The 23856-nt window shown below is 46.9% G+C and carries 24 protein-coding genes; 12 read left to right on the top strand and 12 right to left on the bottom strand.

Annotated elements, in window-relative coordinates; all coding sequences use genetic code 11:
- Window positions 1-9: 9 nt before the first annotated feature.
- Window positions 10-375 (bottom strand): hypothetical protein, encoded by a 366-nt coding sequence (locus tag ACOJS8_RS20095; protein WP_420150339.1) that lies wholly within the window; start codon window positions 373-375, stop codon window positions 10-12.
- Between the two features lie 151 nt (window positions 376-526).
- Here ACOJS8_RS20095 and htpG point away from each other — a divergent pair, with 151 nt between their 5' ends.
- On the top strand, window positions 527-2356 hold the full coding sequence (gene htpG, locus ACOJS8_RS20090; protein ID WP_420150338.1) for a molecular chaperone HtpG: 1830 nt from the start codon (window positions 527-529) through the stop codon (window positions 2354-2356).
- Window positions 2357-2428: 72 nt separating this feature from the next.
- Here the strand turns inward: htpG and ACOJS8_RS20085 are convergent, their stop codons facing one another.
- Both ACOJS8_RS20085 and ACOJS8_RS20080 read right to left on the bottom strand, forming a co-directional pair.
- Window positions 2429-3058 carry a DUF4126 domain-containing protein gene (locus ACOJS8_RS20085; protein ID WP_420150337.1) on the bottom strand — a complete coding sequence of 210 codons (630 nt, stop codon included), beginning with the start codon at window positions 3056-3058 and terminating at the stop codon, window positions 2429-2431.
- Window positions 3059-3182: 124 nt separating this feature from the next.
- On the bottom strand, window positions 3183-4673 hold the full coding sequence (locus ACOJS8_RS20080) for an ATP-dependent DNA helicase (RefSeq protein WP_420150336.1): 1491 nt from the start codon (window positions 4671-4673) through the stop codon (window positions 3183-3185).
- A gap of 134 nt (window positions 4674-4807) precedes the next feature.
- Here ACOJS8_RS20080 and ACOJS8_RS20075 point away from each other — a divergent pair, with 134 nt between their 5' ends.
- The 4 genes from ACOJS8_RS20075 to coaD all read left to right on the top strand — a co-directional run bounded on the left by ACOJS8_RS20075 (window position 4808) and on the right by coaD (window position 7385).
- Window positions 4808-5245: a CBS domain-containing protein gene (locus tag ACOJS8_RS20075; RefSeq protein WP_420150335.1), complete on the top strand. Its 438-nt coding sequence runs from the start codon at window positions 4808-4810 to the stop codon at window positions 5243-5245.
- Window positions 5246-5326: 81 nt separating this feature from the next.
- On the top strand, window positions 5327-5875 hold the full coding sequence (locus ACOJS8_RS20070; RefSeq protein WP_420150334.1) for an NUDIX domain-containing protein: 549 nt from the start codon (window positions 5327-5329) through the stop codon (window positions 5873-5875).
- 110 nt (window positions 5876-5985) lie between these two features.
- Window positions 5986-6876 carry a DUF3822 family protein gene (locus tag ACOJS8_RS20065; protein WP_420150333.1) on the top strand — a complete coding sequence of 297 codons (891 nt, stop codon included), beginning with the start codon at window positions 5986-5988 and terminating at the stop codon, window positions 6874-6876.
- Between the two features lie 38 nt (window positions 6877-6914).
- Entirely contained in the window at window positions 6915-7385 is a 471-nt protein-coding gene (gene coaD, locus ACOJS8_RS20060) for a pantetheine-phosphate adenylyltransferase (protein WP_420150332.1), read from the top strand.
- A 10-nt stretch (window positions 7386-7395) separates the two neighbouring features.
- Here coaD and ACOJS8_RS20055 read toward each other — a convergent pair whose 3' ends face one another.
- A complete protein-coding gene (locus tag ACOJS8_RS20055; protein WP_420150331.1) occupies window positions 7396-8097 on the bottom strand; it encodes an NUDIX hydrolase in 702 nt (233 codons plus the stop codon).
- A 116-nt stretch (window positions 8098-8213) separates the two neighbouring features.
- Between ACOJS8_RS20055 and ACOJS8_RS20050 the strand changes: the two genes are divergently transcribed.
- Both ACOJS8_RS20050 and ACOJS8_RS20045 read left to right on the top strand, forming a co-directional pair.
- Entirely contained in the window at window positions 8214-9503 is a 1290-nt protein-coding gene (locus ACOJS8_RS20050; protein WP_420150330.1) for a hemolysin family protein, read from the top strand.
- 65 nt (window positions 9504-9568) lie between these two features.
- Window positions 9569-9904, top strand: coding sequence for a hypothetical protein (locus ACOJS8_RS20045; RefSeq protein ID WP_420150329.1), 336 nt, complete (start codon window positions 9569-9571; stop codon window positions 9902-9904).
- Between the two features lie 10 nt (window positions 9905-9914).
- Here the strand turns inward: ACOJS8_RS20045 and ACOJS8_RS20040 are convergent, their stop codons facing one another.
- Window positions 9915-11675: an ABC transporter ATP-binding protein gene (locus tag ACOJS8_RS20040; RefSeq protein ID WP_420150328.1), complete on the bottom strand. Its 1761-nt coding sequence runs from the start codon at window positions 11673-11675 to the stop codon at window positions 9915-9917.
- Between the two features lie 143 nt (window positions 11676-11818).
- Here ACOJS8_RS20040 and ACOJS8_RS20035 point away from each other — a divergent pair, with 143 nt between their 5' ends.
- The gene (locus ACOJS8_RS20035; protein WP_420150327.1) at window positions 11819-13072 is read left to right on the top strand and encodes a DUF2264 domain-containing protein; all 1254 of its coding nucleotides are present in this window, start codon (window positions 11819-11821) and stop codon (window positions 13070-13072) included.
- 86 nt (window positions 13073-13158) lie between these two features.
- On the top strand, window positions 13159-13617 hold the full coding sequence (locus ACOJS8_RS20030; RefSeq protein WP_420150326.1) for a hypothetical protein: 459 nt from the start codon (window positions 13159-13161) through the stop codon (window positions 13615-13617).
- A gap of 28 nt (window positions 13618-13645) precedes the next feature.
- Here ACOJS8_RS20030 and metG read toward each other — a convergent pair whose 3' ends face one another.
- Window positions 13646-15712: a methionine--tRNA ligase gene (gene metG / locus ACOJS8_RS20025; RefSeq protein ID WP_420150325.1), complete on the bottom strand. Its 2067-nt coding sequence runs from the start codon at window positions 15710-15712 to the stop codon at window positions 13646-13648.
- A 142-nt stretch (window positions 15713-15854) separates the two neighbouring features.
- On the opposite strand from metG, the gene ACOJS8_RS20020 reads away from it, so the two are divergent.
- Window positions 15855-16895 (top strand): NAD-dependent epimerase/dehydratase family protein, encoded by a 1041-nt coding sequence (locus tag ACOJS8_RS20020; RefSeq protein ID WP_420150324.1) that lies wholly within the window; start codon window positions 15855-15857, stop codon window positions 16893-16895.
- 113 nt (window positions 16896-17008) lie between these two features.
- Window positions 17009-18415, top strand: a complete 1407-nt coding sequence (locus ACOJS8_RS20015; RefSeq protein ID WP_420150323.1) for a tetratricopeptide repeat protein — start codon at window positions 17009-17011, stop codon at window positions 18413-18415.
- Window positions 18416-18471: 56 nt separating this feature from the next.
- On the opposite strand, the gene ACOJS8_RS20010 is transcribed toward ACOJS8_RS20015, so the two are convergent.
- The 3 genes from ACOJS8_RS20010 to ACOJS8_RS20000 all read right to left on the bottom strand — a co-directional run bounded on the left by ACOJS8_RS20010 (window position 18472) and on the right by ACOJS8_RS20000 (window position 21001).
- Window positions 18472-19062, bottom strand: a complete 591-nt coding sequence (locus tag ACOJS8_RS20010; protein ID WP_420150322.1) for a hypothetical protein — start codon at window positions 19060-19062, stop codon at window positions 18472-18474.
- A 116-nt stretch (window positions 19063-19178) separates the two neighbouring features.
- A complete protein-coding gene (locus ACOJS8_RS20005) occupies window positions 19179-20018 on the bottom strand; it encodes a DUF2490 domain-containing protein (RefSeq protein WP_420150321.1) in 840 nt (279 codons plus the stop codon).
- A 98-nt stretch (window positions 20019-20116) separates the two neighbouring features.
- Window positions 20117-21001, bottom strand: coding sequence for a mechanosensitive ion channel family protein (locus tag ACOJS8_RS20000; protein ID WP_420150357.1), 885 nt, complete (start codon window positions 20999-21001; stop codon window positions 20117-20119).
- Between the two features lie 105 nt (window positions 21002-21106).
- Here ACOJS8_RS20000 and ACOJS8_RS19995 point away from each other — a divergent pair, with 105 nt between their 5' ends.
- Complete coding sequence (locus ACOJS8_RS19995) at window positions 21107-22285, top strand: cysteine desulfurase family protein (protein WP_420150320.1); 1179 nt, start codon at window positions 21107-21109, stop codon at window positions 22283-22285.
- Between the two features lie 10 nt (window positions 22286-22295).
- Here ACOJS8_RS19995 and ACOJS8_RS19990 read toward each other — a convergent pair whose 3' ends face one another.
- The 3 genes from ACOJS8_RS19990 to ACOJS8_RS19980 form a co-directional block, all read right to left on the bottom strand.
- Window positions 22296-22823, bottom strand: coding sequence for an RNA polymerase sigma factor (locus tag ACOJS8_RS19990; protein WP_420150319.1), 528 nt, complete (start codon window positions 22821-22823; stop codon window positions 22296-22298).
- A 283-nt stretch (window positions 22824-23106) separates the two neighbouring features.
- Window positions 23107-23394, bottom strand: coding sequence for an ArsR/SmtB family transcription factor (locus tag ACOJS8_RS19985; RefSeq protein WP_420150318.1), 288 nt, complete (start codon window positions 23392-23394; stop codon window positions 23107-23109).
- A gap of 59 nt (window positions 23395-23453) precedes the next feature.
- On the bottom strand, window positions 23454-23738 hold the full coding sequence (locus ACOJS8_RS19980) for a transposase (RefSeq protein ID WP_420150317.1): 285 nt from the start codon (window positions 23736-23738) through the stop codon (window positions 23454-23456).
- Window positions 23739-23856 lie beyond the last annotated feature (118 nt).

The raw sequence follows: 23856 nt of genomic DNA, 5'->3' as shown, positions 1-23856 counted from the left end.
GCGGACTTATCAGCGAGGTCTGATCTCTACCAGGTCAATTTCACCCACTTTAGGCTTATAACCCCAGCCACATAGTAGTTCAACTTGCCGTCCAGTTTCAATGAATATAACCTTTACGGCTCGCAGGGACGTATTGGGCGCTGGTGGAATTCTTTTTAATGCCAGTCTGTATATTGGCAACGTAGTAGCCGAAGGTTTATACCGCATGTGATTGCCCAATGAATCAGCTAACATGAGTTCAACATGATCTTCACAACCATCTGCAATAAGACTACTGTCAGCGATGTAAGCATCTTCGATACGCCATGTACCTTCCAGTTCTGTTCGCTGACAACTGACCAGTCCGATGAATAAACAAAGCACTTTGACTCTCATGACTCTGTTTTTACGTATAGACCACTATTCAGTGAAAAGGGTTGTAGAAATGAGAAAAAATAGAACTGTCAATCTGTCAGATAAGAACGTAGTGGAACAGGATTTGAAGATCATCCGACTATATCATTAACCTTACTTTATTACGTACTATATGGAAGCCGTACAGAACGAAAAGGGGCAGATTTCGATCCACACCGAGAATATCTTCCCGATTATTAAGAAATTTCTTTACTCCGACCATGAGATTTTCCTGCGCGAACTGGTTTCTAATGCCGTCGATGCTACGCAGAAATTACGTCAGTTAGCCTCGTTTGGCGAGTTTGGTGGTGAGTTGGGCGAACTAAAAGTAACGGTATCACTCAACGAAGAAGCCAAGACCATAACTGTTAGCGACAATGGCATCGGGATGACTGCCGATGAGATCAAAAAATACATTAACCAGATTGCTTTCTCGGGCGCGTCAGATTTCCTGGAAAAATACAAGGATAAAACCGATGACAAAGGTCAGATTATCGGTCACTTTGGACTGGGATTTTATTCAGCTTTCATGGTGGCTGAGAAAGTGGAAATCGTTACGAAATCCTACAGAGAAGGTGCCGAAGCAGCTCGCTGGGTTTGTGACGGTTCGACTGAGTTTGAACTAACGCCTGCTGAACGTAGTGAACGAGGTACAGATATTATTCTGCACATTGCTCCTGATTCAGAGGAGTTTCTGAACAATGGTCGCTTGCAGGGCATTCTGGATAAATACGCCCGTTTCCTGCCTGTAGCGGTTGAGTTTGATGGAAAGGTCGTAAACAACACGACTCCGATCTGGACGAAATCGCCGTCGGAACTGACTGATGAAGATTACAAGACATTTTACCGTGAGCTGTACCCATTTAGTGAGGAGCCGTTGTTCTGGATTCACCTCAACGTGGATTATCCGTTCAACCTGACGGGGATTTTGTACTTCCCGCGTATCAAAAACGAACTTCGTTTTCAGCGCGAGAAAATTCAACTGTATAGCCGTCAGGTATTCATTACGGATGAGGTGAAGGACGTAGTGCCCGATTTCCTGATGATGCTGCACGGTGTTATCGACTCGCCTGATATTCCGCTGAACGTATCGCGAAGCTTCCTTCAGGCTGACGCTAACGTAAAGAAAATCAATGGATACATTACTCGAAAAGTAGCCGATAAGCTCAATGAACTGTTCAACGCCGACCGAAAAGCGTTTGAAGAGAAATTTGATGATATCGGCCTATTTATCAAATACGGTATTCTGAGCGACGACAAGTTCTGGGAGAAAGCCAAAAACTTTGTGCTGCTCAAAAATACCGAGGGAACTTATGCTACCATTGACGAGTATCGCGAGAAAGTCCAGGCCAATCAGACCGACAAAAACGAATCGCTGGTGCTGCTTTATACGACTGATACAAAGCAACAGCATGCCTATATTGAGTCGGCAACGCGTCGTGGTTATGATGTCCTCCAACTCGATAATGTGATCGATGCGCACTTCATTAATGCCTTGGAGCAGAAACTTGAAAAGGTACGTTTCCAGCGTGTTGACGCCGATACGCTCGACAAACTGATCGATAAAGGGTTAAACAACGAAAGTGTTCTTTCGGAAGATGATAAAACGAAACTGAAGGACGTATTTGATCAGGTACTGGACAATAAGATGCTGAACGTAAGCGTTGAAGCCCAGCCAACTGACGAATTGCCTGTTACGATTACGCTGCCAGAATTTATGCGTCGCATGAAAGATATGTCGGCGTTATCGGGTGAGCAGTCTTTCTACGGAAATATGCCGGTTATGCACAACGTAGTGGTCAATGCGAACCATCCGCTGATCGGTAAAATTCTGGCAGAAACGGATGCCGATGCGCAGAAATCGCTCGTGAAGCAGGTGTACGATCTGGCGTTGCTTTCGCAAAATATGCTGACGGGGGCTGATTTGACGGCTTTTGTCAAACGGACGGTTGCTACGTTGTAATTATATGCTGTAGCCTTTGCTATACAAACAGAACGGGCTACCCAGCTGGGTAGCCCGTTCTGTTTGTGGGGACTAAGATTGTCCGTTACTACTGCGAGGGATTTTGCTGATCGGTGCGCCAGCCTTGGAAGCACGGGTGAACCAGACTTTCCGCCGGGCTATTAAACGGCCGATAATAAAAAGTAGAATGAGACCGATAATAACAACGGCTATTAAAGGAACCAGGATCGTAAATAGCGACAGGCCAACCGACGCTACGTTCTCACCCGTCGCCAAAACTGGATTCGCAAATCCGCCGGTCGTGACCGACGAGCCCATACGTAGTAAACTGGTACCTGCCTGAATAATACCCGCCGAACTTCCTCCAAGTATTAAGCCTAAGCCCCACTGAAAGGCGGGGATGTCGATATTCAGGAAGGACGTACTGACCAGCGTACCGGCAACAACAGATGCCGGTGTAGCTATGGTATCCAGAAAGTTATCGAGCCAGGGAATGTAATAGGAGCCTATTTCAAAGATCGTAGCAACGGCCAGCCCAATTAATGTGGGCCAGTCACTGAACCACTCAAATCCCGTTACTGGGCTGATAAACCCCAGTTTGGTGGCAACACTAGCGACCAATAAGGGGACAAATACTCTAAACCCGCAACAGGCGGCCAGACCAACGCCAATACAGGCGCTCATAATCCATTCAATGGACATAGCTGTTTATAATTTGTAATTACGTTACCTGATTTCAAAAAAGCCATAGATAACTATAAACTACAACTACAAACCTTAAACTTGGTTCATAGTTTGCCAGGCCCAATAACGCACGCAAACCGACCTAAGTAAAAAACTGCGGATTGAAATTCATCAGGTAGGCTTCGTCGGTTGCGCGGGTCAGGGCTGTGTAAAGCCAGCGTACAAACTCGTCGTTTACCTGACCTTCCGGCAGAAAACCCTGGTCAATAAACACAGCGCTCCACTGGCCACCCTGCGCTTTGTGGCATGTAAGCGCATAAGCGAATTTCACCTGTAAGGCGTTCAGGTATGGATCACGACGAATAGCTTCGGCCCGTTCCTTCTTGCTCTTGATATAAAAGTAATCTTTCATGACACTTTCATAGAGCGCTTTATACTGATCTGAGGTTAACGACGGTACGGGCGTGTGCAACGTATCGAGCATGATTTTAGCGTCGAAATCGGGCTGATCTTCGTAATCGACCAGCCGCAACGTAACGGTAGCGAACCGAAAGCCGTGCATCTCTTCTTTATTCCGGATCTTCTGCACTTCGGCAAACTCACCATTAGCCAGAAAACCTGCCGGAGACTCTTCGTCAAGGACAGTGTAATTATTCCGGGCAATCATCAACATGTCGCCGGCGTCCAGTTCCTCTTCGCACTGGTCAATCATGCGCCTGACAAACTGATTATACTGAACCGCTATCTTGTTCGAGCGGCAAATAATGGCCGTATTTTCGCGACCGTATTTATCGTACGCGTATCGGATACCATCTTCCAGCTTGGTAAGCGGCATTTTATAAACATCCTGAAACGACCGTACATTCAGTTGAATATCAGGTATATTGGCGGAAGATACGGATGAATTGTCGTCTAGCAACGCATCAAAGCCAACCGCTTTAGGTGTGGGTGAAGCTTCATCCAGTAGCATCCGCAACCCAGTAGCATTGTACAAAATACCTGATTCTTCATCTTGCCGCATAACTTCGGTTAGTTCCTGCTCATACACCTTCATGTCGAAGGAACTAGCCAGAAACCCCCGGTCCAGTGCAGGACTCAATTCCCGACCAACGGGAGGCAACTGAGCTGTATCGCCAACGAGCATTAATTTGTTGCCCGGATTTTCGAAAATATAGTCAATTAAGTCAGTCAATAAACCTTTACCGCCAAAATCTGCCTCGTCAGAAATCATCGAAGCCTCATCGACAATGAACAGCGTATCTTCGTGGTAATTTTTCTGGCGTTGAAAGGCCAGTGTTCCTGAACCCGGATCGGCTACCTGCCGGTAAATTTTTCGGTGAATTGTCTGGGCTGGTTTTTTGGCGTAATTGGTCATAACCTTGGCGGCTCGCCCGGTAGGGGCAAGCAACACAGATTTATAACCAAAACGAGGGAGTACTTTTATGAGCGTACCGACCAGAGTAGTTTTACCGGTTCCGGCGTAGCCACGCAGCAGAAAACAATCACGGTAATGCTCAAAATCTTCGTGCGTAATGAACGCGCCAATCTGTTCGAAAAACTGTAGCTGACCGGCGGTAGGCTTAAAGGGAAAGCGTTTGGCCAGCAAATGAGCGGCCGTTTGGGTCTCATTCATATACCTAAAGGTACGAAAAAACGAGCAAGGAAAAAATAGGAGAATTAACAGGTGTTTTTTACTATTTTTTGGTTCCTTATTTTCTTCCTTCCCCTTTTTTTATATATTGACCCATTGCTAAACCGCTCTCCATCATGAATATACGCCAAATCCTTCAAAGTAAAAAAATTAACGCTCTGTATTCAGTTTCGTCGTCTCAAACGGTACTGGATGCGCTTAAACTCATGGCCGAGAAGAATATCGGCGCTGTCCTGGTAATTGATGAAGGCGCCCTGACTGGTATTTTCTCCGAACGCGATTATGCCCGCAAGGTAATTCTAAAAGATCGCCATTCTGATGATACGCGAATTGCTGACGTAATGACGGCTAGCGTGATCACGATTGCGCCCGATCAGAGTATAGATGACTGCATGATGATTATGTCGGATAAGCACATACGCCACCTGCCTGTTATGGATGAAGAAAAGCTGATCGGAATAATTTCGATCAACGACGTAGTGAGCGCCATCATCCGCGATCAGAAAACACGTATCGATTCACTGGAAAGTTATATTTCAGGAAGCCCGTATTGATGTATGATGCCTGATAGAGAATGTATGATTTGGGTTGATAACATAGCTCATGCATCCTCTATCAGGCATTAGAAATCATACATGTATAATTTCCTTACCTTTGCGTCCCTCAAACAGCTAGTTATTGTGACGCAAACAGTGGATATAGATCAGCCCCGCGAGGAAGTACGTAAATTATACGGTAATCGCCTTCGATTACGGGTTTGTGGCTTGTACCGCGAAGACGACCGTTTGTTAATGGTCAGACATCGGGGAATAGGACCCACTGATACGTTCTGGTGTCCACCGGGAGGTGGTGCGCAATTCAGTGAAAAAGCTCCTGACGCACTGATTCGGGAATTTCTGGAGGAAACAGGACTGGAAGTCGAAATTGGCGATATGCTGTTCGTTAATGAATTTATGCAGCCTCCCCTGCACGCCATAGAACTGTTTTTTACAGTGAACGTAACGGGGGGCTCGCTTCGGCAGGGACTTGATCCTGAAATGAGTTTGGCTGGACAAATTATTGAGGAAGTTCGACTGATGAGTTTTGAGGAAATTAAGAGCTACCCACCCGAGGAAGTACATGCGCTGTTTCGATACTGTGAGTCGCTCGATGATGTATTTCGCTTAAGAGGATACCTTCGTTGAATAAAACGAAGAGGTAATTGCATGTCTCTTTGTAGATAATCGATATAGATTGCTGACTTTTTAGTAGGTTTACTACGCATTCCGGCGCCCAATCATTAGTTATTCGAATTGTGCAAACCACTGTGACCCTTGCCCCCACCGTAACCATCCGCTCTAACGCGTTCGAGCCTGCGCATACTGAAAAATCGGTTTTGTGTCTGGAAGTAGGACGAGATCGGTTTCGGTTTCTGGTACAGGACCATCGGGGGCGGGTAGTGTATCTTGAGGATTACGCATTCCCATCATTATTGACAAATCAGCCTTTGACGGGAATGTTGCCCAATATATTTCGCGATCATTCCGTATTATCGTCCGGACCCTGGCAAGAGATACGTATTGGGGTCAATTCGGCATCGTTTACGCTGGTGCCTAAATCGCTCTACCGGAAAGAATATGCTAGTAGTTATTTAGCTCTCATGCGCGGTAGTTCGTTACCGGCTCATGAATTTGCCCAGGCGTATGGACATGAAGAAGAGGCATTTCTGTCGGTTTTCAACCTGGAACATCCACTAGCCGACTATTTTTCGGAAGTGTACCCGCTTCAGCCTTTAACCTACGTCCATCAGATTAGTGCCCTGATTCAGGCAACTGCCGATGTAGACCGACACGTATTAACGTCTGACAGTCTTTATTTATATTTTGAAGATGAACTCGTAACGGCCATTCATCGGAAGGGGCACCGATTACACTATTGTAATCGCTTTGGGTATAAAAACGTCCAGGATTTAGCGTATTACATGCTTTATGTGCTGGATGAGCAGAGCCTGAATCCGAAGGATATTGCGGTTTCGCTGTATGGCGAAATTACCCCTTTTGCCGATGCATACACAGAGTTAAGCCGCTTTCTGCCACATCTTTCGTTTGGACAAGCGCCTTCCGGCTTGAGTCGTTCCGCCGAATTCAACGATTTGCCTAGCCATCGATATTTAAGTTTATACGGGTTAGGTTTGATGAGCGAGTAAGTGAAAACTTGGAGCATTTATTCGCTCTTTCTCTATTTATGAAAAGAATTGCTCTATTTCCTGGTTCGTTCGATCCGTTCACCAAAGGTCACGAGGATATCGTACTACGTGGTTTGCGGCTGTTTGATGAAGTTGTGATTGGTATTGGACGTAACGCCCGTAAAGAGCGTTACTTCTCGCTGGAGCAAATGACTCAACTGATCGAGGAGGCTTTTCAGCAATACCCGGAGGTACGGGTTATTAATTACGATGACTTAACCGCCGATGTAGCCCGGACGATCGGTGCAAAGTTTTTGCTACGTGGATTGCGGAACACGACAGATTTCGAGTATGAAAACGGTATCTCGCAAGTGAACCGATATATCTATGAAGAAGTCGAAACGGTTTTTCTGATTACTTCACCCCATCTCGCTCCGATCAGCTCGAGCATTATCAGGGATTTACACCGTTACGGGCAGAAAGTTGATCCGTTTCTGCCGTATCAGTTGGAGAAAGTAATTAATCAATAGCTGAGATTTACTACGTCCTGCGTAGTGATTCGTTGACTGAATCAACTACGTAGCGAATTGAGCTAAAGGAGTTTGTGAGCGCCAGCTGGGTTTCCCGCTGATCGAGCCAAGCGAGTTTTTCAATATCCTCATCGAATTGTGGAGTCATTCGGCTATCATCCAGCACACCCATCCGATACCACTTGGTACGTTTTAAAATTCGGTTTCCGTTGAGGTTATACGTATGCCAGGTCGTACAGATACGCTCACCGACCGATACACGAACACCGGTTTCTTCCTGCACTTCGCGAGCTGCCCCCTGTCTTGATGATTCCCCATCATCCAACTTACCTTTGGGTAAGTCCCAGACTCCCCGTCGGAACATAAGCAGCATCTTATTGTCTTTAAAGACCACCCCACCAGCGGCTTTTATCACTTTGAACGGCTTTTTGATAGCCGCTTCGCAGTCTTCTTTATTCTGGCAACCCAGCGTAATGGACAGCAACTGGCTAACATTGGCTTTCTGTAGCAGCGTTAGCAATCGACTAACTGTAGCAGGGTTTGAGTTCAGTATCAGCAGATGACCATGCAGGAAATCCTGTTTTAAAGATTCCAGTCGGGCATCCACAATTTGGTCGTAATCAGTAAACGTTTGACCTGTACGCTTGGTAAGTTGTGCAGCCGCTTTGGGGCCAATCAGCCGGATTGGGCAATCGTTGATGAAAACAATCATTAGAAATAGCAGTTCGAACGGCAAAAGTAGCAAAACCAGCGCTCTATCGCATAGTTGAACGTGTTGCAAACAAATTCAGTTTCTATATTTTTGCAACAGGCCAATCAACTTCCTTTGTGGAACTTCTCATAATATTATTACTGACAATTCTGAATGGTGTGTTCTCAATGTCAGAAATTGCCCTAGTCTCTTCGCGTAGATCCAGGTTAGAAACAGCTGCCAAAAACGGAGATCGTCGGGCGCAGGTAGCCCTGGATCTATCAAATTCGCCAAACCGGTTTTTGTCTACCGTACAAATTGGTATTACGTTAATTGGAATCCTGCTGGGTATTTTTTCGGGCGATAAGTTAACCGACGACGTTCAGGCGTTTGTTGCCCAGATTGAATTCTTACGTCCGTATGCGCATTCAGTAGCTGTTGTTCTAGTGCTCTTGATATTAACATACCTCTCACTGGTTTTTGGCGAACTGGTGCCGAAGCGTATCGGTCTGTCGAACCCTGAAGGTATCGCTAAAACGGTGGCCGGGCCTATGATCCTGCTATCTAAACTCACGTCGCCATTCATTACGTTACTTACGCTCTCGAGCGATTTGTTGCTTAAAATTCTGAATATCAAGCCAAACGAGAGCGCTGTTACGGAAGAGGAGATCAAAAGCCTCATCCAGGAAGGAACGTCGGGGGGAGCTATCGAAGAAATTGAGCAGGAAATTGTTCAGAACGTATTTCAGCTTGGCGACCGTAAAATAACCTCACTGATGACGAACCGGCAGGAAATCGTTTATCTTGATCTGGAAGATGATCTTGCCGAGAACAAAGCGAAAATTCTGGAATACAAACAGTCCGTCTACCCGCTTTGTAATGGTGGTGTTGATGAAGTAGTGGGTCTCATTTACTCGAAAGATTTCCTGGGGAAAGACCTTGACACGGAACTGCTTCACCTGAACGATATCAAGCGCGACGCCCTGTTTGTGCCAGAAAACAACCGTGCTTATCAACTGCTGGAACGTTTTCGGGAGAGAAGACAATACGTTGGTGTTATCGTCGATGAGTACGGGGGCGTTTTGGGGGTCATTACGTTAAATGATATTTTAGATGTACTGGTCGGTGATATCAATGACGATGCGTATTCTGATTATGAAATTCGTGAGCGCGAGGATGGTACGTACTTGATCGACGCTCAACTGCCCTTTGAAGATTTTCTGTCTTATTTCAATATGACAATCAGCGCGCAGACCCGTCGTGAGCTGACCGGATTTGATACGTTGGGCGGCTTTGCCCTTCACATCCTGAAAGATATTCCCAAAACTGGTGAAACGTTCATTTGGCACGGTTACCAGTTCGAGATTGTAGACATGGACAAAAGCCGGATCGATAAAATCCTGGTGAAGAAGTTAGGCGAAGAATAAATTGCCTATACAAACAGCTACCCCAATTTGCTGGTTATAGACGATAAGCAACCTTATCGATAGCTATGCAGTATTTCATGCCCGATTCCAGCGATTTATCAGGCGGCACGTCTAGTGACGTACCAACCGGAATGGAAAACGACCCTCGTGCCGATGAAGAAGTGATTAATCAGCAGGCTGGCGAACAGTATCCACAACCCGCCGACTCAGCGGATAACCTGAAACAACCGGAAGTAGATCAGCTTTCATCACATAAACTGGCCGATTCTATTGCCTATGCAATCGATGGCAGTGGCTCTGGCCTGACGAACGACAAGCCCAACGCATCAGGTCACAAAACCATTACAGAAGGTACCACCGGTGCAGGACTGGAGGATGAGGAGGAGAATCTGCGAACGTAGCGGCAACCGCCTAAACAACCTCTTTGTATTGCATTCGGTACAGATTGGCGTAAAAACCTTCGCGCTGAAGCAATTCCTCATGATTGCCCTGCTCCATGATACGTCCTTTGTCAACGACGATGATGTTGTCTGCTTTCTGAATCGTGCTGAGTCGGTGAGCAATCACGATAGCAGTACGTCCTTTCATCAGCTTGCCTATGGCGTTCTGAATCATTTCTTCAGTCTCTGTATCAACTGACGACGTCGCTTCATCCAGCACAATAATTTTGGGGTCCTGAACCATGGCCCGTACAAACGAAATCAATTGCCGTTGCCCGACAGAAAGCGTAGAGCCGCGTTCCATGACGTTGTATTCGTATCCGCCTGGCAGTCGTTCGATAAACTCGTGAACGCCAACAAGTTTTGCTGCTTCGACAATTTTTTCGCGAGTGATGGTTTTGTCGCCCAGCGTAATGTTATTTTCGATGGTATCGGAGAACAGAAAAACATCCTGCAGCACAACGCCAATGTTACGTCTGAGATAGCCGAGTTCGTAGTCGTGAACATCAACCTTATCAACATTAATCTCACCTTTATTGATGTCGTAGAAGCGACTCAGCAAGTTGATAATCGAGGATTTTCCGGCGCCTGTTGCCCCTACAAAGGCAACCGTTTCGCCGGGTTTAACGTGGAAGGAAATATCACGTAGTACCCAGTCTTCATTATTGTACGCAAACCAAACGTTCTTGAACTCGACCTCTCCCCGGATTAAGTCTGGTGCGAGGCTGCCGTTATTGACGGTAAACTCGTCGCTGTCCAGCAGTTTCAGAATACGGTCGGTGCTGACAATACCCATCTGCAGCGTATTGAACCGGTCGGCCAGCATCCGGATCGGGCGAAAAAACAGATTAATAAACATCACGAAGGCCGTAATTGTCCCGAACGTAACATCTGAATTAATAATCTGCTTAGCACCGTACCAAACGACCAGCCCAACCGCCACGGCTGAAATAATATCGGCAACAGGATAATAAACGGAGTAGTACCAGATTGATCGAATGTTGGCGTCGCGGTGCTCAGTATTGATAGCGCGGAATTTCTCGGCTTCGATTTTTTCGCTGCCGAAAATCTGGACAATGTTCATGCCTGTGATGTGTTCCTGCACAAATGAGTTCAGGTTCGCAACGGCGGTGCGTACTTCATTGAACGATTTTTTGATCTTCTCTTTGAACACATACGTACTGAACAGCATCAGTGGAATGGTTGATAAACTGATAGCCGCCAGTCGCCAGTCGGTATAGAACATGACGCCGATAATCAGCACCAATTGCAAAATATCTCCCGCAATAGCCGCCATCCCTTCACTGAATACGTCGGCAAGGGTTTCAACGTCAGAGATCGAACGCGTAACCAACCGACCAATCGGCGTATTATCGAAAAACTTGAGACGCAGATGCAAAATTTTCCGGTACAACTGCACCCGAATGTCGCGGATAACGTACTGACCCAGCCAGCCCGACAGATACGTATTGGAAAACTGAACGATTGCCTGTGCTACCAATACACCAATCATGATGATCAGCATGAGCGTCAGACGCTGATAATCGCCCAATGAAATAACATTATCGATCGTATAGCGAATCAATAAGGGTGTCAGGGGAGCCAGACAGGCCGATAGCATTATAACACCAATCAGCAGATAGAAGCGCCCCTGATACGGTTTAATAAAGGAATATAGACGTCGGAGGATGGCCCAGTCAAAAATTTGCCCGGACTTCTGTTCTTCGTTCACAGGAAAAAGAAATGGCGATTTTAGGGAAGTAACAGCATTTTCAAATCGAACGTTTCAGCCAGATTGTGATTTGCCAATTCCTGTTGAAATCAGTAAAAATCAGTCATCGGCGCTTTGTTTGAACATACCTGCGTAACAAAACCATGCAACGACGCACATTTACCCGGCTTGTCACCGCATTGCCCATTAGCTGGAACGGTATTGTAAAAGAAGGCACGACCTCCTCAGAAGCAATTCCTGCGAACGGAGCGGCTTCCGACGATCGGTCGTATTGGCTGCAAACCTTACTTAAAGTGGCCAATCCAGTCCTGACTGCGCTGGCACAGCAGCGCCTGAAAGCCACAATGCCTGTAGAATCGGCTCCCGGACAGCAGGAAAGCCGAAATGCAGTTTCCCATCTTGAAGCGCTCGGTAGGACTATGGCGGGGCTGGCCCCCTGGCTTGAGTTAGGGGCTGATGATTCGCCGGAAGGACGTTTGCGTCAGCGTTATCTTGACCTTGCCCGACAGGCTATTGCCAATGGTGTGAATCCGCAATCGCCCGATTATTTGAATTTTACAAAAGGGGGGCAGCCATTGGTCGACGCTGCTTTTCTGGCGCATGGGCTGGTACGCTCGCCCAAATTATGGAATGCGCTACGTCCTGATGAGCAAAGTAACGTAGTGAAAGCGTTGCAGGCGAGTCGGATTATTAAACCAGGCTACAGCAACTGGTTATTATTCACGGCGATGGTAGAAGCGGCCTTGCTGAAATACACCGGTTCGGGCGATGAAGTGCGCATGGATTATGCCATCCGGCAACATCAGGCTTGGTATAAAGGTGATGGCGCTTACGGCGACGGGCCAGATTTCCATTGGGATTATTACAACAGTTTTGTTATTCAGCCGATGCTGCTGGACGTAGTGCAGGTACTGGTTGAAGCCAAAAAAGCCGATAAAGCTATGTACGATACGTTGCTGGCTCGTGCGCAGCGGTACGCCATGATTCAGGAGCGCCTGATTGCGCCCGATGGGTCGTTCGCGGCATTCGGGAGGTCCTTAGCGTATCGCTGCGGAGCGTTTCAATTACTGGCGCAAATTGCCTTGCAGAAAAATTTACCAACAGAGTTATCGCCCGCGCAGGTGCGGTCGGCACTTACAGCCGCGATTCACAGGACGATGGACGCCCTCAATACGTTCGACGCAAAAGGCTGGCTGCAAATCGGTTTGTGTGGGCATCAGCCCGCTATCGGCGAAACGTACATTTCAACGGGAAGCCTGTACTTGTGTTCCTTGGCATTTCTGCCATTGGGTCTACCGGCATCGGACCCGTTCTGGACATCGCCAGCGGCTGACTGGACAGCCAAAAAAATATGGTCGGGACAGGACGTAAAAACGGATCATGCCATCAAAGGATAAAATTTGCGTGGTGAGAAGTTAACGTAGCAGATTTAGCGTAACTTTAAGTAAAGGCATCCCGTTTATCTTTTACAAATGCTTCAGTTATGAAAAAGCTCGCGTTATTTTTATTAATCGCTTTAAGCGGCTGCTCGCCTAATCGGGCTACGCTGACTGTTCAGCCCAATCGGATTTTGTACAGCAGCAGCGATATGAATGAAACCAGTACCGCTGATTCGATTGCTCAGATCAAACCTGGCAATTTTGTGTTTGCCAAGAATCTGAGACTTCGTCTACAAAATGGTGAACGCAAAACAATTGCCAAAAAGGCAATCTGGGGGTATTCGGATGAAAAAGGAAAGGTGTGGCGTCGTTTCAGAAATTCCTATTATCAGATTATGGAGGTCAGCGACGTAGTGGAATATGAAAAAATTGAACCTCGAAATGTAGGTCCTGGTATGGTTATCTACGAACCGGTAAAAATGTATAGTAAAACCTTGGATAGTAAGATTGTTGGTAGCCGCAGAAGAGCCTTACGTAGCGACGACGCAGCAAAAACACAATAAAAAAGAGGAGCTAATCAGCTCCTCTTTTTTATGATACCGTTCCGCCATTCCAGACGGATTCGCCCGGCGTTATGAGCGACAATTTTCCGTCTCGGTCTTCGGCCATCAGAATCATTCCCTGCGACTCCAGACCCATCATCTTGCGCGGTGCCAGATTCGCCAGAAACGTAACCTGCTTACCAATGACTTCTTCGGGAGTGAAATGCTTGGCAATACCGCTTAGAATCTGCCGACCGCCGAGTCCGTCATCTACTTTTAGTTTCAGTAGCTTGTCACTCTTCGGAACGCGTTCCGCTTCTGTAATCGTGCCGATACGTATGTCCATTTTGGCGAAGTCGTCGTACGTAATTTCCGAACGGATTTCGGGTACGGCTTTGGTTTCTAATTCATTCATGCGTTTGGCATTCAGTAACTTCTGAATCTGTTTATTGATTTCTTCGTCTTCAATTTTGGCGAAAAGTAAATCGCCTGGGCCGGCAGGTGCCTGACCTAATGCATGCCCTTCAACCAGCAAATCGGCACGCCCCGCGTTCGTCCAGTTGAAGTGTTCCGTAATATTCAGTTGAGCCCGCAACTTACCCGTTGTAAAAGGCAAAAACGGTTCGCAGACGATGCTCAGATTCGCCGTGATTTGCAGGGCAATATTCAGAATGGTATGCGCTCGATGCGGATCAGTTTTTATAGCTTTCCAGGGTTCAGTTTCGGCCAGATATTTGTTGCCCAGGCGGGCCAGATCCATAAGATACCCCAACGCTTCCCGGAAACGATACGTAGCAATCGATTGTCCAATACGATCCGGAAACTGTGCCAGTTCATCAAGCACCTGCTGATCGTAGGCAGTTAGCTCGCCAAGAAGGGGTACGTGTCCGTCGGCCATTTTGTGCGTCAGCACAACCGCCCGGTTCACGAAATTACCTAGAATCCCAACCAGTTCGGAGTTGTTACGTGCCTGAAAATCCTTCCACGTAAATTCACTGTCTTTCGTTTCGGGCGCGTTGGCTGCCAGCACGTAACGTAGTACGTCCTGCTTTCCCGGCAATTCGTCGAGGTATTCGTGCAGCCATACCGCCCAGTTACGCGACGTACTGATCTTATCGCCTTCAAGATTCATAAACTCGTTGGCAGGTACGTTATCGGCCAGAATATAACTGCCTTCGGCCATCAGCATCGCCGGGAAGATGATGCAGTGGAAAACAATGTTGTCCTTACCGATAAAATGGACCAGTTTGGTGTCTTTGTCGCGCCAGTACAATTCCCAGTCACGGCCCTGTTGCTCGGCCCACTCTTTCGTCATCGAGATATAACCGATGGGCGCATCGAACCACACATAAAGTACTTTCCCTTCGGCGTCTGCCAAAGGCACTTTAATTCCCCAATCCAGATCGCGCGTCATGGCGCGGGGACGTAGCCCTTCCTTCAGCCACGACTGGCATTGACCGAATACGTTGGTTTTCCATTCAGTATGACTATTGACGTATTCTTCGATTCTGGGCTGCATCCGATCCAGCGGCAGAAACCAGTTTTTGGTCGAACGCAAAACCGGTTTGGAGCCAGACAGCATGGAGTGGGGTTCAATCAGTTCGGTTGGGCTAAGTGCCGTACCACAGCGTTCGCACTGATCGCCGTAGGCATTCGGATTGCCGCAAACCGGACACGTACCGACAATGTAGCGGTCGGCCAGGAACTGCCCAGCCACTTCATCGTAATACTGCTCGGTCACTTCCTCATCGAAATCTCCGTTGTCGTACAGTTTCGTAAAAAACTCCTGCGACGTTTCGTGATGAATCTGGTTCGAGGTGCGCGAATAAATATCGAACGAAATACCAAAGTCTTGGAACGCCTGTTTGATCTGAACGTAGTATTTATCAACGACTTCCTTGGGGGTAATGCCTTCTTTTTTGGCTTTGATCGTAATAGGAACGCCGTGTTCATCAGTGCCGCTGATAAAAGCGACATCTTTACCCGTTGAGCGCAGGTAGCGTACATAAATATCGGCGGGCAGGTAACAGCCAGCAATGTGGCCGATGTGAATCGGGCCGTTGGCGTAGATCAGGGCCGCCGTAACGGTATAGCGTTGTGGGTTTTCGAGAGACATAATCCAGTAATTGGAGCGCAAAATTAGCAATTCAGGCCCGAACGTTGTTATGTTTACGTAAAGAGTACAGGTATGCTGCTATGGAGAACAACACCTCGAACACGAATAATTTCCTCAACTGGGTCGAAATCAAAAACTTCAATTGACATCATCACTACGTAATCCTGTTTTTATCACCGGCGCAACGGGTTTTATCGGTTCGCACATTGCCCGGAAATACCTCGCCGATGGACATTCTGTTTCAGTTCTGCATAGGCCTCAGAGCGGTTTCGGAATGCTCGCCGACGTAGCGGAACAGATCGCGTGGTACGAAGGCGACGTATTAGATATCCCTTCACTTGAATCAGCTATACAAGTCGGACGCGATCCCGGTAGTTTAGACGTTATTCATGCCGCAGCGATTGTGTCCTTTGTCCCGAAAGACCGCGATCAGATGGACCTTATTAACGTAGAGGGCACAGCTAACGTAGTGAATGTGTGTCTGAAAGCAGGAGTACGCAAACTCGGTTATGTAAGTTCAGTAGCTGCCATTGGACGGCCCGTAGCGAAAGGAGGAAACGCTGATGAGCCCGTACGTATCGACGAAAGCCAGAAGTGGGAAGAATCGCCGAATAACTCGGCTTATGCCAAAAGTAAATACCGGGCAGAGCTGGAAGTGTGGCGGGGCGTAGCTGAAGGGCTTAACGCTGTAATGGTAAATCCATCCATTGTAGTCGGGGCAGGCGACTGGAATCGCAGCAGTTTGCGACTGATTAAATACGTATATGATGAGCGCCCTTTTTATCCGGCCGGTTTAGTAAATTATGTAGATGTGCTCGATGTAACGGATGCGCTGGTCCGGCTGATGGAATCGGACGTAACGGCCGAACGGTTCATCCTGAACGGGGGCACCATTCCCTACCGTTCTTTGTTAGAACAAATAGCAGTCGTATTGAAAAAGCGTCCGCCAACCATGCGTATACCACCTGCCTTAGCCCGGTTACTTTGGCCTGCAGAGGCATTACGAGCCTGGTTGATGAACAAAGCCCCGCTCATTACCCGCGAAACGGCCCGTTCGGCAAGTTCGCTTTATGCATACAATGGACACAAAATAGAGCAGTTGCTTGATTTTCAATACCGACCGCTAAGCGATACGTTAAAGCGTGTGGCAAACGCCTTTAAAGACCGTCCTGACGGATTGTAAATTTTTAAGATTGAGGTTGGAGTTTCGCTTTTTTGGGTTTATATTTCAATGCCAAAGGATAAATCGCGCCATTGGCGCGGCCCCTATCCGCCAAACAATTTTCAGGCAAAAGTATGGAGCAAGAGTTCGAAGAACGAGAAGGCGATATTAAAGAATCTATCCGGCGTTTCGAGCAGATGCTGGACCAGCAGCAAAGCCAGTTTTTCGATCTGGATGTTTATGAGCAGATGGTTGAGCACTACCTCAATCTGGGCGATTTAGACAAGGCGCTGAAAGCCGCCGAATCCGGTCTGGAGAACTTCCCTTATGCGTTGGAGTTGATGCTTGACAGAGCCCAGATTCTGGCTAATTTCCAACGGTTCGATGAATCGCTGGAGTTACTGGAACGGGCTTCGTTGTTTAATCCGGGCGACCTCGACGTACCGTTTATGCAGGGCTCGGTTCTGAATATGGCGGGTCGGTATGAGGAGTCGGTTCAGGTGCTGGAAGAACTGCTGGATCGAGCCGAAGATAAAGATGATATTCTATTCCAGTTAGGGCAAAGTTATCAGAATTGGGGCAAGTACGATGAAGCGATTACGCAATATAAAAAGTCGATTGCGCTGAATATCAACAACGAAAATGCACTGTATGAACTGGCCTTCTGCCTGGACGTAACGGGTGAGCTGGAAAACAGTCTGGCGTATTATCAGCAACTGATTGACGCTGATCCGTACTCTTATAATGCCTGGTATAATATCGGGATCGCTTATAGTAAGCTGGCCCGGTATGAAGAAGCCGCTGAAGCCTATGATTATGCCGTGATTATTAAAGAAGATTTTTCTTCTGCGCATTTTAATCTGGGCAATACGTACATGAATCTGGGCCTATTCGAGAAAGCCGAAGTCTGCTATCGTCAGACATTGAAGTATGAGGAAGCCACGGCCGATACGTACTGTCATCTCGGCGCCAGTCTGGAAAAACAGGATAAATTACCCGACGCTATCAAGGAATATCGGGAGGCTCTGAAGCTCGATGCCATGTGGGATGAGGCCTGGTACGGAATCGGCGTTTGCCTCAGCGAATCCGGTAAGTGGTACGAAGCGCTGCCCTTTTTGCAGAAAGCCGTTAAGTTGAACGATCAGAATGGCGAATACTATCTGGCTGTTGCTGAAACGGAATATAAAATTGGTAACGTACTGTCGAGCGTTGAAGCGTTTGAAAAGGCCGCCGAAGTGGATGCCGAAAACCCTGATGTTTACCTGACGTGGTCGCTGGTGCCATTCGATCAGGGCGATTTTCTGCGGGCAAACGATATTATTCAGTCTGGAATAAATGACATGCCGAGCGAAGCTGATCTGTACTATCGCTCAGCGATCTACCTGATCCATGCAGGGCATTATCGGGAAGCGCTAATTCAACTGGAAGCGGCTCTGGCACTCGACTATGATGCTCATGTTCAACTGTTTGAGTTCTTTCCTGAACTGGAAAAACAAAAAGCGCTGTACAAGATTATTCAGCAGTATAAAAAAGAAGACTAACCTGGTTTCATTCCAAAAAAAGAAGGCCCGCTTTTAAAGCGGGCCTTCTTTTTTAATTAGTCATTCAACCGCGCTACGGCCTTCACAATTTCATTCTGATTCAGATAAGCATCGGGCGCCGGCTTACCCGACTGCTCCCGAAACGTATAAAACCATTTATTGAATTTCTGTAAAGAAGTAAACTTACGCATCTCTCCATCGTCGGTAAGTACGTAAACTTTTCGGCCTATCCGCCCCCGATCTTCATCCACCAGAATGCACTGGTCCAGAATCATGGTTGTTCCCTCAGTGAGTTGCCTGTAAAGCCGATTCCCCAACCGCGTGAAAACCGTAGAATCGGTTCGGTCAGAAACCAGCGTATCGGAGCCTGCCAGGACCAATCGTTTAATCATCGAGAGACCGATTTTTTGTCGGGTTGCCTGGCTGCTGGCACGATATGTAAAAAGCTTTCGTCCATTAAACTGAAATCGACCTTTCAATAAACTCCCGTCAGCTAACAGGGCCGTACCATCGTGGTATTTATACGCAATCGTCGATTGATCGACAGGGAGAATAATAACAGTCTGATTGGTAGGATTGACACGTTGCGAGTAGGCAAACGTTGCAGCACAAACCAGAATTGAAGTAAGAATTGAGATACGTTTCATCGTTGTAAAGTTTTACATAGCCGTTGACTCTAGCAGTAAGGTACTATAATTAAACGAATTTTTGAAATGGTATTTTATTTTTATAGAATAAGATTATTGCTTGCAGATCTTCCAGGTTAATCTTCTGGACCGGAGTCCGGTCTTGCTTTAGAATTTCGGCCGTTTTCCAGATAAACGTAAAGATGCAAAGCGTGATTGAAGCGAAATAAACGAACCTGATCTGACTCTGTTCGCTGGACTGTAAACTGATTCAGATAGCCTAACTCAATTCGTACGTGCTTCTGAATTTTGCGGCCGAGTGCTACGTAGGTGCGGTTCTGATCGAAGCGGGCTCCGGAAGCCGATAAAACGACCATCGGTTCAATACTCAAGTGGGAGTACCATCGGTCATCGTCCTGATTTCGCTTGAAAACTGGGTTGATCCAGCGCGCCATTGCCCGGAACCGGACATTAAAACGATCGGCCAACACTTGCTGCGACTCGCCATCCGATAAAAAAACGTAGGCGTTGGCCAGCGTATCGGTCAGCGAGGCCCAGCGAAGTTCAGACCGGAAGCGCTGGATAAATTCACCATCGCCAAGCGGTTTGGTAAGCTGGACCTGGGGAATGACCCGTAATTCCTGAAAAAAGGTTGTTGGTTGATATTCACTAACGCGTCCCCAGTTCCACCATAAACCAATCGGGGAGAGAGACAAACGTACCGGCTCAGAAAGCTGGTAGCTGATCCAGGGACGAAAAACCTGTAGCAATGGATGGCGAAATGCATTCAGATCCCGGCTGTTGTCGTCGGCCTGCCGCCGATACTGGTGATCAAGTTGAAGACTCCAGCGCCCACTCAGTTTGTAAACTAAATTAACCTCCGACCAGAAAACGTTTCGGTTCAGAACTTTGTCCTGATACGTCTGCGCTTCGGCGGGTAAAGAAATAATGAGAAACAGGAATAAAAGTCGATTCACGATTGGTGATGAAGAATAGCACGAATCGCTAACTGATAGAAATCAATCAATGTTTAATCTCTTTTTAATCTCTACCCTGATCAGATACCGTTATCAACTTACTTGGAGGTAAGGCGTCCTTCTGATTTTTGATCGGTCAATTTCTGTTTAAGATCGAAGGTTTGGGCCGCAAAAACAATCAGGATATTATTGTCGTCAAATGCTCGTTTAACAGCGATAATCGCTTCGCTCAAAGCAGTCTGAGGGTTTGTTACAGCCGGATTAATCCAAAACCAGATAACGAATTGAATATTGGCATCCGCAAAATTTCGGTAATGCAGATCAACGGGCATGTTACGTAATACGAACGGTAATTGCGAAATAGCTGATTTAGCAACCCGCTGCGCCATTGTCAGGTCGTCGAGATACGATATGCCGGCCGTTACTTCGATACGTCGCTGACCAATGCGGGAAAAATTTTTGATTGGCTTCTGGAAAACGTCCTTGCTTGGAATCTCAACGGTTTGCCCTTGGCCGTTATCAATAACAATAGATCGTAGCTTGATATCCAGTACTTTACCCGTATAACCATTAGTTTCTACCACGTCGCCTACCTGAATTGGACGGGCTAGGGCAATCATAGTTCCCGAAATAAAGTTGGCTGTTAAGTCCTGAAAGGCAAAACCAACGGCCAAGGCAATGACGCCTGCGCCAGCAAGAAGAGAGGTTACGGTTTTGTCCAGGCCTAATACGCCCAACGCAATGAACAGACCGACCGCTACAACAATGACTCTGACAACTGCTCCTGATAAGTTAATAAGTGATACGTTGCTGCTGATCCGCTCCAGTCCACGTACTATCCACCGGCTAATCCAGCGCGATAAAAACGTGAAGATGACCAGTACTAGAATAGCCACCGCTACTTTTGGCAAATACCGGATTGCGGCATGAATCCAACGGGTTAGTTCGCTATAAATAAGTCCGGTAGCCTGAGAAAAATCCATATGCGTGATCAAATGATGGTAAGGTGAGAACGACGGAGGAAGGAAGAGCGTTTCATCATTGATTGGATTCGCCGTACCTTTGTGGAGATACAAACCTGACTAGTGATGACACCGTCTGCTGCTATATATCTGGATAATGCTGCTACAACTCGATTAGATCCTGAAGTTTTAGAGGCTATGCTTCCGCTCATGACCGAGCAGTTCGGGAATCCTTCGTCTATCCATAGTCATGGGCGGATGGTACGTACCGCCATCGAAAAAGCGCGCAAAACGGTAGCTTCGCTGCTCAATACGTCACCCGCTGAAATTTTCTTTACGTCGGGAGGGACGGAAGCCGACAATACGGCCATTCGCAGTAGCATTGAAACCTACGGCTTGACTCACGCCGTTACGTCGCCGTTAGAACATCACGCTGTTCTGCATACGCTTCAGCATCTCGAAAAACAAGGTATTATACGCCTGAGTCTGGTAGATATTGATGAGAAAGGCCACATTGACCTGGCGAATCTGGAAGAGCTGTTACGTCAGTCGCCCCGTTCGCTGGTGTCATTGATGCACGGCAATAACGAGATTGGCAATTTGCTGAATCTGAATCGGGTAGGGGAGATATGCCGGGCGTATGATGCTATTTTTCACTCCGATACGGTACAGACGATGGGGCATTTTCGGCACAATCTGCAACAACTGCCCGTTGATTTTATAGTAGGTGCCGGACATAAATTTCACGGACCCAAAGGTGTAGGTTTCCTGTACGTCAATGCCGATCAGGTAAAAATTCATCCATTTCTACACGGAGGTGCCCAGGAGCGAAACATGCGTGGTGGCACCGAAAATGTGTACGGTATTGTTGGGCTAGCCAAAGCTCTGGAAATTGCCTATCGCGATATGGATGCGCACAGGCAACACATTACATCGCTTAAGCAACGGATGATTCAACGGCTACGCGAGAAAATGCCTGACTGCGCCGGCGGACCGGTTACGTTCAATGGCGATTCGGCCGATATTGACAACAGTTTATACACGGTCCTGAACGTCAGTCTGCCACCATCAGATCTGAGCGACATGTTACTTTTCAGTCTGGATATTGCCCGCATTTCAGCTTCAGGAGGTTCTGCCTGTTCAAGTGGTTCAAACGTTGGCTCCCACGTATTGGCTGCTTTGCCAAATATTGACCCTGACCGGGGTTATGTCCGGTTCTCCTTTGGAAAATACAATACCGCCGAAGAGATAGACTACGCTATTGATACGTTAGTCGGGTTATACCAAAAGGAATTGGTGAAGTAAGCGTTTTTCCTCAGGATCCAGCTATATACTTAGCTTTGAATTCGTTGCGGGCCCGCATGAGCCTCATTTTGACCGCCGGAACTGAGGTTTTGGCCGTAACGGCTATTTCTTCCAGGCTTTTGTTTTCCTCATATTTTTGTCGGAACAGGTCTATAGTTTGCTGGGATAACCTATTCCAGGTTTTAGTAAACAGGTGAACTTCATAGGTTGTGTCAGAAAAATCGTCGGCCAGGGTATGGGCCATATCGCCTGATATCTCCGTAAAATGAAACCTGCTCGCCTTTCTCAACTGGTCAAGGCAATAGTTATGGGCAATCGAATAAAGCCAGGTTGAAAAACAGGATTTATGTTGAAAGTTCGGTAATTTATTAAACACCTTTATGAATATATCGTGGGTGTAGTCTTCCGCAATTGCTGGGTTTTTTGTCATAGAAAGACATTTATAATAGACTTTATCACGATACCGTCTGTAGAGTATGTCCAGGCAATTGTTTGGCTCTCCAGCTAAGTAGGAACGTATTAAATTTATTTCTAACATATGATAATTTGTATTTGGAGTGTAGATAGCAAAAGAGCTATTTGTTCATTGCTTTTAGGATAAGCAAGGCTTTTTTTCAAAACAGGAAGTAATGCAGAAGTATTCTTACAGACAGTATCCTGGCAATGGGATGTGAAAGTTGATTTTTCTCTGCCGTTTCAGGGGCCGCAGGGCCGCGCCAGAAAAAATGACACATCAACCTATGAACCGGAGACAGGCATTTTTCTGATGCGGAGATGCCAGAACGTAGGAATATAAGAGGTTTGGTAGTTTAGAACTAGAATTACGTACTTAGTTTAACCAATGCCCGGCCAACTTGAGGGTTAGCTAGCTGGTAATATACATCCTGCCTGATCCGTACGGTTTTGATAAACTGACTGCTTTTGAGTTTGTCTAAATGGTAGTATAATGACGAGGCACCGAAAGAGCATTTGCGTAATAGCTGCGTTGAGTTAAGTAACCCTTCGGCATGGAGAATCAACAGGATTTCAATACGTACTGGATGAGCAAGACATTCGATTAATCCTGAAGCCACCCGGTAGGAGTCGGCGTTAAATCTGATAGTTGACATGAATGATTGTGGTTGATTAGGGAATTGCCAGTTAATGTCTGGCTGATAAAAGCGAGAAGCTAAGTTCTGAGCAGAATGTGCAAGGCTTCTTTGAGAACGCGTTTTTCTTCTTCCAGCCGCTGTATTTTTCGCTGTAATTCATCCTCCGTCTCCTGCCAGTTGGTCGGGGGCATAGTGGTCTTTACATTGTGAGCCTGAATTCCATTCAGCTGCTGCCAGCGTTTCAGCGTTAGGGGCGAAATACCAAACTGCTTTGCTACCTTTCGGACGCTCTTTCCAGTACGTAACTCACTTAACACCTTTTCTCTAAATTCGGCATTGTAGCGGATTGCTTTATGTTTCATAGGCATAATAGGGGATCGAACTTACCTTGAAGCGATCAGCCTGTTATTACGTTTCTCCGCTAACGTTAGCGGAGAAACGTAATAACGGATGCTTATTGCTGGAAGAAGTCGATCTTAT

It is taken from the genome of Spirosoma sp. (assembly GCF_048594605.1).
In the GTDB taxonomy this organism is placed as follows: Bacteria; Bacteroidota; Bacteroidia; order Cytophagales; family Spirosomataceae; genus Spirosoma.
Note: the sequence above shows the minus strand (reverse complement) of the source record. Positions and strands in the feature narration are given on the sequence as shown.